The sequence below is a fragment of the Streptomyces sp. NPDC029296 genome (genome assembly GCF_055569255.1).
In genome coordinates this window covers 66253-75912 of the sequence record NZ_JBVHXT010000001.1, presented here as the reverse complement: position 1 = coordinate 75912, position 9660 = coordinate 66253, and the positions used below count along the sequence as shown (strand labels likewise).

8 protein-coding genes are annotated in these 9660 nt (G+C 75.9%); 2 read left to right on the top strand and 6 right to left on the bottom strand.

What is annotated here, in order from left to right; all coding sequences use genetic code 11:
* Nucleotides 1-106: 106 nt before the first annotated feature.
* Nucleotides 107-958, bottom strand: a complete 852-nt coding sequence (locus ACZ4W9_RS00160; RefSeq protein WP_467932102.1) for an endo alpha-1,4 polygalactosaminidase — start codon at nucleotides 956-958, stop codon at nucleotides 107-109.
* A gap of 140 nt (nucleotides 959-1098) precedes the next feature.
* On the opposite strand from ACZ4W9_RS00160, the gene ACZ4W9_RS00155 reads away from it, so the two are divergent.
* Entirely contained in the window at nucleotides 1099-2067 is a 969-nt protein-coding gene (locus ACZ4W9_RS00155; RefSeq protein ID WP_467932101.1) for an aldo/keto reductase, read from the top strand.
* A gap of 111 nt (nucleotides 2068-2178) precedes the next feature.
* Here ACZ4W9_RS00155 and ACZ4W9_RS00150 read toward each other — a convergent pair whose 3' ends face one another.
* From ACZ4W9_RS00150 to ACZ4W9_RS00135, 4 genes are all read right to left on the bottom strand, one after another.
* Complete coding sequence (locus ACZ4W9_RS00150) at nucleotides 2179-2694, bottom strand: universal stress protein (RefSeq protein ID WP_467932100.1); 516 nt, start codon at nucleotides 2692-2694, stop codon at nucleotides 2179-2181.
* Nucleotides 2695-2743: 49 nt separating this feature from the next.
* Nucleotides 2744-3997 carry an SLC13 family permease gene (locus ACZ4W9_RS00145; protein ID WP_467932411.1) on the bottom strand — a complete coding sequence of 418 codons (1254 nt, stop codon included), beginning with the start codon at nucleotides 3995-3997 and terminating at the stop codon, nucleotides 2744-2746.
* 114 nt (nucleotides 3998-4111) lie between these two features.
* Nucleotides 4112-4810 (bottom strand): DUF4232 domain-containing protein, encoded by a 699-nt coding sequence (locus ACZ4W9_RS00140; RefSeq protein ID WP_467932098.1) that lies wholly within the window; start codon nucleotides 4808-4810, stop codon nucleotides 4112-4114.
* 151 nt (nucleotides 4811-4961) lie between these two features.
* Nucleotides 4962-6353 (bottom strand): serine/threonine-protein kinase, encoded by a 1392-nt coding sequence (locus ACZ4W9_RS00135; RefSeq protein ID WP_467932097.1) that lies wholly within the window; start codon nucleotides 6351-6353, stop codon nucleotides 4962-4964.
* 45 nt (nucleotides 6354-6398) lie between these two features.
* Between ACZ4W9_RS00135 and ACZ4W9_RS00130 the strand changes: the two genes are divergently transcribed.
* Nucleotides 6399-6947: an RNA polymerase sigma factor gene (locus ACZ4W9_RS00130; protein WP_467932095.1), complete on the top strand. Its 549-nt coding sequence runs from the start codon at nucleotides 6399-6401 to the stop codon at nucleotides 6945-6947.
* 65 nt (nucleotides 6948-7012) lie between these two features.
* On the opposite strand, the gene ACZ4W9_RS00125 is transcribed toward ACZ4W9_RS00130, so the two are convergent.
* Entirely contained in the window at nucleotides 7013-9409 is a 2397-nt protein-coding gene (locus ACZ4W9_RS00125) for a SpoIIE family protein phosphatase (protein ID WP_467932094.1), read from the bottom strand.
* Nucleotides 9410-9660: the final 251 nt, after the last annotated feature.

Below are 9660 nucleotides of genomic sequence, written 5' to 3'. Positions count from 1 at the left end.
TCTTCTCTGGCTATTCGTCTGCGGGGGAGCGGTTTGCCCCCCCCCCCCCCCCCGCCCCCCCCCCCCGCCCCCCCCCCACCCCCCCCCCCCCCCCGTGGCGGCGCCGCTACCGCACGGCGCGGACATAGGCCGCGCTGCCCGGGGTGGACACGTCCCGGTCCCGGCGGACGATGCTGAGGCGTCCGCCCCAGCGGGCCCGGGCCGCCTCCAGGCCGTGGTCGGTGTACTCGATGTCCACCACCCGGTCGTCGAACGCCTTGGCGTACACCCCGCACTCGTCGTACTGACCGCACTCCTCCGCCACCGCGAAGTCCAGCCCGGCCCGTCGGCGCTGCCCGGCCAGTTCCGCGGTGTTCTTCTGCGCGATGGCCAGGTGCCGGGCGTGCGCGTGCCGGGACAGCAGGGCCATGAACGCGGTCGCGTCGGCCGTGTCGAGCAGCCCGTCGGAGCGGGTGTAGCTGTCGTAGTTGTCGGGTTCGACGGCGTCGAAGCCCTTGTCCGCGCAGCCGTCGATCCAGCCGTTCACCCGTTTCGCCACCCGGTCCCGCTTGGCCGGGGTGCGGATGTCCAGCAACGGCTCGTCCCAGTCCTCGTCGATGACCGGCTTGCCGCGCGCGTCGCGCAGCAGCAGATCGGCCGGCCAGGAGGAACGCTCGGCGGGCTGGGCCTGGAAGGCGTTGACGTAGCAGATGTTGTACAGGCCCCGGGCGGGGGCATCGGACCGGTCGCGGCTGACCACGCGCACGCCCTCGGGCGGGGGATAGGCGCCGCCGATCTGGTAGTCGAAGCCGGCGCCCCTCGGGGGCAGCCGCACCGCGGCGGGCTTGCCGGAACCGTCCTCGTCCCGGTCGCCGGACGCGCAGCCGGCCAGCGCCGACACCGTGACGGCCAGGGCCGCCGCCAAGGCGCCCAGGGCCGTACCCGACCTCGGGGCGCGGGGAACACCCGTGGGGGACACGTCCGCTCCATCCTGCCCACGCCGGGCGGCGCGGCACGTCCCAGGATCAAATCGCCCGTGCGCTCCCGGCGTCAAGTCGGCTCCCGGACCACGTCGTAGGCTCGCCGGAGATCATCGTCTCGACGGCAGGAGCAGCAACGATGCAGTACGTGAAGCTCGGTTCGACGGGCCTGGACGTGTCGCGGATCTGTCTGGGCTGTATGACGTACGGCGTGCCGGACCGCGGTACGCACGAGTGGACCCTCGACGAGGAGGCGTCCCGTCCGCTGATCCGGCAGGCGCTGGAGGCGGGCGTCAATTTCTTCGACACCGCCAACGTCTACTCCGACGGCACCAGCGAGGAGATCGTCGGCAAGGCGCTGCGGGACTTCGCTCGGCGCGACGAGATCGTGCTGGCCACGAAGGTGCACGGCCGGATGCGGCCCGGCCCCAACGGCGCCGGTCTGTCCCGCAAGGCCGTCATGACCGAGATCGACCACAGCCTGCGCCGCCTCGGCACCGACTACGTCGACCTCTACCAGATCCACCGCTACGACCACGCCACCCCCGTCGAGGAGACGATGGAGGCGCTGCACGACCTGGTCAAGGCGGGCAAGGTCCGGTACATCGGGGCCAGTTCGATGTACGCCTGGGAGTTCGCCAAGGCGCAGTACACCGCCGAGCGGCACGGCTGGACGAAGTTCGTGTCCATGCAGAACCACTACAACCTGCTCTACCGCGAGGAGGAGCGGGAGATGCTGCCCCTGTGCGCGGACCAGGGCGTCGGCGTGCTGCCGTGGAGCCCGCTCGCCCGGGGCCGGCTCACCCGCGACTGGGGCACGGTCACCGGACGCAGCGCCACCGACGACTTCGGCAGCCGGCTGTACCTGGAGAGCGACCGCGCGATCGTCGAGGCGGTCACCCGGATCGCGGCCGGGCGGGGCGTCCCGCGCGCCCAGGTGGCCCTCGCCTGGCTGCTGCACCAGGACACCGTGACGGCGCCGATCGTGGGCGCCGCCAAGCCGCGGCACCTGGAGGACGCGGTGGCCGCGGTCGAACTGCGGCTGACCGGCCAGGAGATCGAGGAACTCCGGCAGCCGTACACCCCGCGCGCGGTCAGCGGCCACTGATCGCCGCAGGCCCGGTGACGCGAGGCGCGGCGCGGGGTGTGCGCGTGCGGCCGGCGGCCCCCCCCGTCGCGTGGGGCACGCGCCGGCCGCCGCCCGGGCCCGGGCGGCGGGTCACGGGTGGTGGGGCGGTGGCGGGAGCGTGGACAGGGACGGGGCCGGCCGCGGCCACACCAGCAGGACCGGGCAGGGGGCGTGGTCGACGGTGAACCGGGCCGCGGGGCCGAGGCTCCTCGGACCGAGCCGGGACCGGTCCCCGTCCCGGGCCAGCACCAGCAGCCCCGCCCCCTCGGCGGCGGCCACCACCTCCCGCTCGGCCCGGCCGGACCGCTCCTCGCGCACGCACGGCCGGCCCAGCCGCCGGGCCGCCGCGTCCAGCAGCGCCGACGCCGACGGGCCGCCCAGCGCCTCCAGCCGGTCCCCGGGATCCCGCGCCCAGCCCTCGGCCGGCCGGTGCCCCGCCCGGTGAGCGCGGCCGAGCAGCCCGTCGAAGGCCCCGTGCGCCACCACGGGCACCTCGGGTTCGCTCACATGGAGCAGTACCACCTCGGCGGCCCCCGGCGCGTGGGCGCGCACCGCGTCCACGCAGGCCGGCCAGGTGCCCTCCACCAGCCAGGCGATCACCCGCATCCGCCGCACCTCCCGTCGCCGCGCGCCTTCGCGGCGGAGCCCGCGCACCCTACAGAATCCGCAACGATCCCCACAGTGCCACCACCGCGACCGCGAGGGACGACGGCACGGCGAGCAGACCCAGCCGGGTGAACTCCCCGAGGTCCACCTCGTGCTCGTGCTGGTGCACGATCCGCCGCCACAGCAGCGTGGCCAGCGACCCGGCGTAGGTGAGGTTCGGGCCGATGTTCACCCCGAGCAGCACCGCGAGGACCGCGCCCGGCCCGGCCGGGGCCGCCAGCGGCAGCAGGACCAGCACCGCGGGCAGGTTGTTGATCAGATTGGCCAGCAGCGCGGCCAGCGCGGCGGTGCCGAGCAGCGCGGCGAGCCCGGTGCCGCCCGGCAGCACCTGCCCCAGCACGTCCGCGAGCCCGTTGTCGACCACCGCCCGCACCACCACGCCCAGCGCCAGCACGAACGCCAGGAAGGCGGGGGTCGCCGCCCGTACGACCGTCAGCGGGGTCGCCCGGCGCCGCGCCAGCGCCCGCCCGGCCAGCACCAGCGCACCCCCGGCCGCCACCCAGGCCGGTTCCACGCCGAACACCGACGCCACCAGGAATCCGGCCAGCGTGCAGCCGACCGTCACCAGCGCGAACAGCGGCAGCCGCGGCGGGGCGCCGGCGTCCTGGTCCGCCGGGGCCGCCGCGGCGAGGTCGCGGGCGAAGAACCGGCGGAACACCAGGTACTCGACGCCGATCGCGGCCAGCCAGGGCAGCGCCATCAGCGCCGCGAACCGGGTGAAGCTCAGCCCGCTCGCCGCGAACGCCAGCAGGTTCGTCAGATTGGACACCGGCAGCAGCAGCGACGCGGTGTTCGACAGGTGGGTGCAGGCGTACACATGGGGTTTGGGCCGTACGCCGGTGCGCGCGGCCGTGGCGAACACCACCGGGGTGAGCAGCACGATCGTCGCGTCCAGGCTGAGCACGGCGGTGATGGCCGAGGCCAGCGCGAACACGGCGGTCAGCAGCCGCACCGGCCGGCCGGCCGCCCAGCGGGCCGTCCACGCGCCGCACGCCTGGAACAGCCCGTCCACATCGCAGAAATGGGCGATCACCAGCACCGCCGCGAGGAAGCCGACCACCGGGCCGAGCCGTTCGGCCTCGGCCCGGGCATGCGCGAGGGGGAGGGCGCCGGTGGCCACCGCGATCCCGGCGGCGGGCACGGCCATGACCGCCTCCGGCCATCCGAAGGGCCGTACGACGGCCCAGGCCAGCACGGCGACCAGCAAGGCGGCGGACAGGGCCGCGGCGAGCGGGGTGTTCAGGGCGGGTCCTTCCGGAAGTGATCACGGGGTTGCCCGCCCATGAAAACAGACCGCCGGTCCGGGACCGGTCAGGGGCTCGGCGGAGGACCGGTCAAGGGCTCGGCGGGGGGCCGGTCAGGGCCCCGTGCCCGGGCCGAGGACCGTCAGACGAGCGGCCGAGGCGGTGCCGGAAACCGGCACCGGGCCGCCCGGCCAGGACACCCGCAGCGGATCGCGTTCGTCCGGCGGGGTGACCAGCAGCGTGGCCGGGGTGGCCGCCTTCGCGCCGCTGACCTGCGGGTTGGAGAAGCTCAGCCCGGCCCAGGCGCTCTGTCCGGGCCGGACCGTGACGGTGACCGGGGTGCCCGGAGCCCGCCTGGGGTCCGCGCCGAGCGGGCCGCCCGAGCCGTTCAGGAAGGCCGTGCCCGGATAACCGCGCAGGGTGCAGGTGCGGCCGGACCTGTTCGTGAGGACCACCGGGAAGTTCTCCTGACCGGCGCCCGGGTCGCCCCGGCCCACCGAGGCCCGCAGCTCGGAGGTGTGGCAGCGGGAGCCGCCCGCGGCCGTCGCGGGCGCGGCCGTCGTACGGCCGCCCGAGGACGCCGTCGTTTTCGGCGGGGCCGGCGGGGCGGAGGAGACGGGGGCGGAGGAGGTGGCCGGGGCGGACGCCGAGGGGGTGGGCGTCTCCCGCGCGGGGGCGGCCGTACCGGAGGACCTCGCCGGGGGGTCGCTGCGGACGGTCTCGCCGTCGCCGCAGCCGGCCAGCAGGCCGAGTACGGCGGCCGTGCCCACGAGCAGGGCCCCGTGCCGCGCGGGCCGGGGGGTGTGCACCATGTCGCTCACACTCCTGAAGGATCGTGGCACGCGGCCGTGGCGCGTGCCTGGGGCGCCGGGTGCGCCGTTCTCCCCGTCCGATGCGCGGACGGCCGGAAAAGTTCGGGGCACGCGGGTTCTTTTCCCCGTTTCGCCCCTCGGCAGGCGCCGTTCAGGCCACCCGCAGCGAACGCAGTACGCCGTCGGTCGCATCGGCGTCACCCCGTCGGCGTATCTGCACGTACACCTGTGGCCGGGCGGCGCCGTCCGCCGGGGAAAGCGCGCACTCGGTGACCGAGCCGCCGTCCGGGCAGCGGCCGAAGGACCGGACCAGGCCGCGCCAGTGGGCGTCGGCGAAGGTGCGCGTCCCCGTGGAGCGGCAGCCGGGATGGGTGAGCGCCCCCACCGCGGCGGCGAGGCGGCCGCGGGTGCCGACGCCGACGAACACCCCGTCCACGGGCGCGGTCAGGTCGGTCCAGCGGGACAGGTCGTCGGCGACCACCAGGCCCGGCTCGTGCCCCGCCGCCAGCCCGAGCACCCGCGGGTCCCAGCCGGAGTCGCGCAGCTCGCCGCCCCAGCCGGCGGGCACCGTGAGCGTCACCCGCCCGCCGGCGTCCGTGATCCGCACCCGCTCCGGCCCGCCGCCGTCCCGGTGCGGCGCCACGGTCACCGTGGCCGCGACGGCGCCGGCGGCGAGCACCGCGGCCACGGCCAGGGTCACCGGGCCGAGCCGGGCGCGCGGCCCGGCCGGCCGTCGGGCGGACGGCGCCGGGGGCCGCGCGGCCAGCCGGTCCAGCTCCCGCGCGAACGCCAGCGCGCCCGGCCAGCGCCGCGCCCGGTCCGGTTCCAGCGCGCGCAGCAGCGCCCGCGCCACGTCCTCGCCCAGCTCCGGCCGCAGCCGCCGGGGCGGCACCACCTTGCCCGGCGGGCCCGGCACGGTGCCGGTGAGCAGTTCGTAGCCGACCGCGCCCAGGCTGTAGACGTCCGCCCGCTCGTCGATGCCCGCGCCGGGCTCGGCCTGTTCGGGGGGCCGGTACCCCGCCGAACCCGCCGCGAGCGTCAGCACCGACGCCTGCGCGAGGCTCTTGGCCAGGCCCAGGTCGGCCAGCAGTACCCGCCGGGAGCCGTCCGGGGCGGTGTGCAGCAGCACATTGGCCGGTTTGATGTCGCGGTGCACGATGCCCGCCTCGTGCAGCTCGGCGGCGGCGCGCGCGGCCTCGGCGGTCAGCTCCAGCGCCTCGGGCACCGGCAGCGCACCGCCCGCCGCCAGCTCGGCGAGGGTCCCGCCACCGGCGTACTCCATCACGAAGTAGGGCCGTCCGTCCGGGAGTTCGCCGATGTCGTAGACCTGCACCACCCGACCGGAACCGGCCCGGCGCAGCAACCGGGCCTCGGCCAGGAAGCGTTCCCTGATGTCGAGCCGGTGCGCCCAGTTCTCCGCGAGGACCTTCACCGCGACCGGAGCCCGCAGCTCGGGGTCGTGGCCGAGCCACACCAGGGCGAACGCGCCGCTGCCCAGCGGCCGTTCGAGACGGTACCGGCCGATCCGCTCCGGGGGCTGCATACGGCTATCATGCCTGGCCCGGAGAAGACGTGAAGGGGGCCCGCCGTGCCGGACCGGACGCCGACCGAGGAACTGGCCCGGCGCGCCGCCGCCGGTGACGGCGCGGCGCTGGAGCTGCTGCTGAGCGAGATCCGGCCCGAGACCGTGCGCCGCTGCGGGCGGTTCCTGCCGTGCCGGGAGGACGCCGAGGAGGCCGCCCAGGACGTGCTGCTCCAGGTGGCCCGGCACATCACGGGCTTCGAGGGCCGCAGCCGCTTCGGCACCTGGCTGTACACCGTCGTCGCCAACTGCTGCCGGCAGAAGTACCGCGAGCTGAGGCGGCGGGCCGCCGAACAGCCCGCGGCGATCGAACCCGCCCACGCCGTCGACCCGCGCACCACCAGTGTCATCGCCGGCTCCCGGGTGGACCTGCTGGAGGCCCTGGACCGGCTGGAGCGGGAGCATCCGCAGCTGGTCGCGCCGCTGGTCTACCGGGACATCTGCCAACTGGACTACGCCGAGGCCGCCGAACGCGCCGGCATCCCGCTCGGCACCCTCAAGTCCCGCCTGCACGAGGCCCGCAGACGAGTACGCCCCTGGCTGACGGCCTCCTGAACCCGGCGCTCCCGCCGTCCCGTCCGGGCGCGTACGCCGTACGGGTCCGGTCCGGCCCGGGCCCGCTACCGGTCCTGTTCGAACAGCGGCAGTTCGGCCCAGATCGTCTTGCCCTCCGCCGTGTGGCGGCTGCCCCAGCGCTGGGTGAGCTGGGCCACCAGCAGCAGGCCCCGGCCGCCCTCGTCGAAGACCTTGGCCCGGCGCAGGTGCGGGGCGGTGTGGCTGGCGTCGAAGACCTCGCAGGTCAGCGTGTTCGCGTCGTGGATCAGCCGGAGCCGGATCGGGTGGGAGCCGTACCGGATGGCGTTGGTCACCAGCTCGCTGACCACCAGCTCGGTCGTGAACGACGCCTCGCTCAGCGACCAGTCGGCCATCTGCTCCACGACCTGCTTGCGGATCGGCGCGACCAGCGCCGGGTCGGCCGGGATGTCCCAGGTCGCCACCTGCGAGGCGGGCAGACCCTGGGTGCGGGCGAGCAGCAGCGCCACGTCGTCGGGGGCGCCGCCGTAGGGGAGCAGGGCGTGCAGCACGCGGTCGCAGGCCTCGTCCAGCGAGCCGGCGTACGCCCCGAGCGCCGCGTGCAGCAGTTCCCGGCTGGCCTCCGGGTCCCGCTCCCGGGACCACACCAGCCCGTCCGTGTACAGCGCGAGGACCGTGCCCTCGGGCAGCTCCACCTCGGCGGACTCGAAGGGCAGCCCGCCCAGGCCCAGCGGGGGACCGGCGGGCAGCTCCAGTGCCCGGGGGGTGCCGCCCGGCTCCACGACCACGGGCGGCGGGTGCCCGGCGCGGGCCAGGGAGCAGCGCCGGGACACCGGGTCGTAGACGGCGTACAGGCAGGTCGCGCCGAGTTCGCCGGGGCTGCCCGCCTCGCCGGCGCTCGCGGTCCCGGACTCGTCCGAGAGCCGCAGCACCAGGTCGTCCAGGTGGGTCAGCAACTCGTCCGGGGTCAGGTCGATGTCCGCCAGGGTGCGCACGGCGGTGCGCAGCCGCCCCATGGTGGCCGAGGCCTGGATGCCGTGCCCGACCACGTCCCCGACGACCATCGCGACCCGCATCCCGGAGAGCGGGATCACGTCGAACCAGTCCCCGCCCACCCCGGCGCGGGCGGCCGGCAGATACCGGGAGCAGGCCTCCAGCGCGGCCGTGCGCGGCAGCGAGCGGGGCAGCAGGCTGCGCTGGAGGGCGAGCGCCGTCTCCCGCTCGCGCGAGTAGCGGCGCGCGTTGTCGATGCAGACGGCGGCCCGCGCGGTGATCTCCTCGGCCAGCAGCACGTCGTCCGGGGTGAACGCGTCCGGGCGCCGGTGCCGGCACAGCACCGCGACCCCGAGCGTCAGCCCGCGGGCCTGGATCGGCACCGCCATCGAGGAGTGGACGCCGAACTCCCGCGCCCGTTCGCCGCGCTCACCGTGCCAGGTCAGCCACCGGTCCATGGCGGCGCCCGGCCGCGAGGCGACGATGGTGCGGCCGGCGGCCAGCGCGTCCGCCTGCGGGGACGACACCGGGAACCGCTCCGTCTGCCCGCGGCCGACCACCGCCTCCGGGACGCCGGGCAGCACCGACTGGTGGGCGACGCGGCGCAGCCGCACCGGCGCGGTGACGCGGGCCGGCGGCTCGCCGTGGCTCTCCTGCGGGTCGAGCAGGTCGATGGTGACGAAGTCGGCGAGCGCCGGCACGCACACGTCCGCCAGCTCCTGGGCGGTACAGGTGACGTCCAGGGTGGTCCCGACGCGCACGCTGGCCTCGTTGACGAGCTGGAGCCGCTGCCGGGCGCGCTGGTTGTCGGTGATGTCGTGCGCGGCCATGGACACCCCCCGCACCCGGCCCGCGCGGTCGCGCACCGGCGCCATCCGGGCCAGCCAGGCGTGCGCCCGCTCCTCCCCGCCGGTGCGCAGGAAGGTCTGCACGTCCAGCGGCCGGCCCGAGGTCAGCACCCTGAGCAGGTCGCGCTCCAGCTCCTCGCTCTGCGGCTTGCCGCCTATCTCCGCGAGCCGCAGCCCCCGTACCCGCTCCTCGGGCAGCCCGACGACGGCGGCCATGGCCTCGTTCATCCGGCGCAGCCGCAGCCGGTCGTCGTACACGGCGATCGCGCAGGGCGACTGGATCAGGCCCGCCTCGGCGAGCGGGTCCTCGTCGAGGGGCGGCTGGGCGCCGGCGAGCGGGGTGACCACGAGCCAGTCGCCCGGGTGCCCGTCGTGCGGCGGGCGGCGGTGGGCGAGCAGCCACACGGAGACGGTACGGCCGTCGTGGTGGCGCAGCGCGACGGTGCCCTCCCAGCGCGGGCCGTCGGGGGCGGCCGGGGCGGGGGCGCCGGCCAGCAGTTCGGCGGCGGGGCGGCCCAGGACGGCGTCCGCGGGGTGGCCGAGCAGGCGGACGGCGCCCTCGTTCCACTCCCGCAGCGTGCCGTCGTCGCCGACGACAGCCCGTGCCGTGCCCGTGTCGTCGAACGGATAGACCCGGCTCATCGTCGCCGCTCCAAGCGCACACTCTCGGTGAACAGATGGCACCACCCGTGTACCAGCGTAGTGCGTGATGCCCTTCCGTGAGCGGCGGCGCCGGGGCCACAGGGCCGACCGGTCGAACACGGTCGGGGTCCGGTCGCCGGGGAAAACCGGCCCGATCACGGCCGGACGCAGCCGTACGCGTCCGGACCCTTGACGATCGTGTGGAGCAGGCCGTCAGAATCTGTTTGTTCACGATCAGTTGTGAGTACTTC

Excerpts from the sequence above, each read along its gene's own strand:
- ACZ4W9_RS00140 (WP_467932098.1), bottom strand. The coding sequence starts at position 4,810 with ATGGTGCACACCCCCCGGCCCGCGCGGCACGGGGCCCTGCTCGTGGGC.
- ACZ4W9_RS00150 (WP_467932100.1), bottom strand. The coding sequence starts at position 2,694 with ATGCGGGTGATCGCCTGGCTGGTGGAGGGCACCTGGCCGGCCTGCGTG.
- ACZ4W9_RS00155 (WP_467932101.1), top strand. The coding sequence starts at position 1,099 with ATGCAGTACGTGAAGCTCGGTTCGACGGGCCTGGACGTGTCGCGGATC.
- ACZ4W9_RS00125 (WP_467932094.1), bottom strand. The coding sequence starts at position 9,409 with ATGAGCCGGGTCTATCCGTTCGACGACACGGGCACGGCACGGGCTGTC.
- ACZ4W9_RS00135 (WP_467932097.1), bottom strand. The coding sequence starts at position 6,353 with ATGCAGCCCCCGGAGCGGATCGGCCGGTACCGTCTCGAACGGCCGCTG.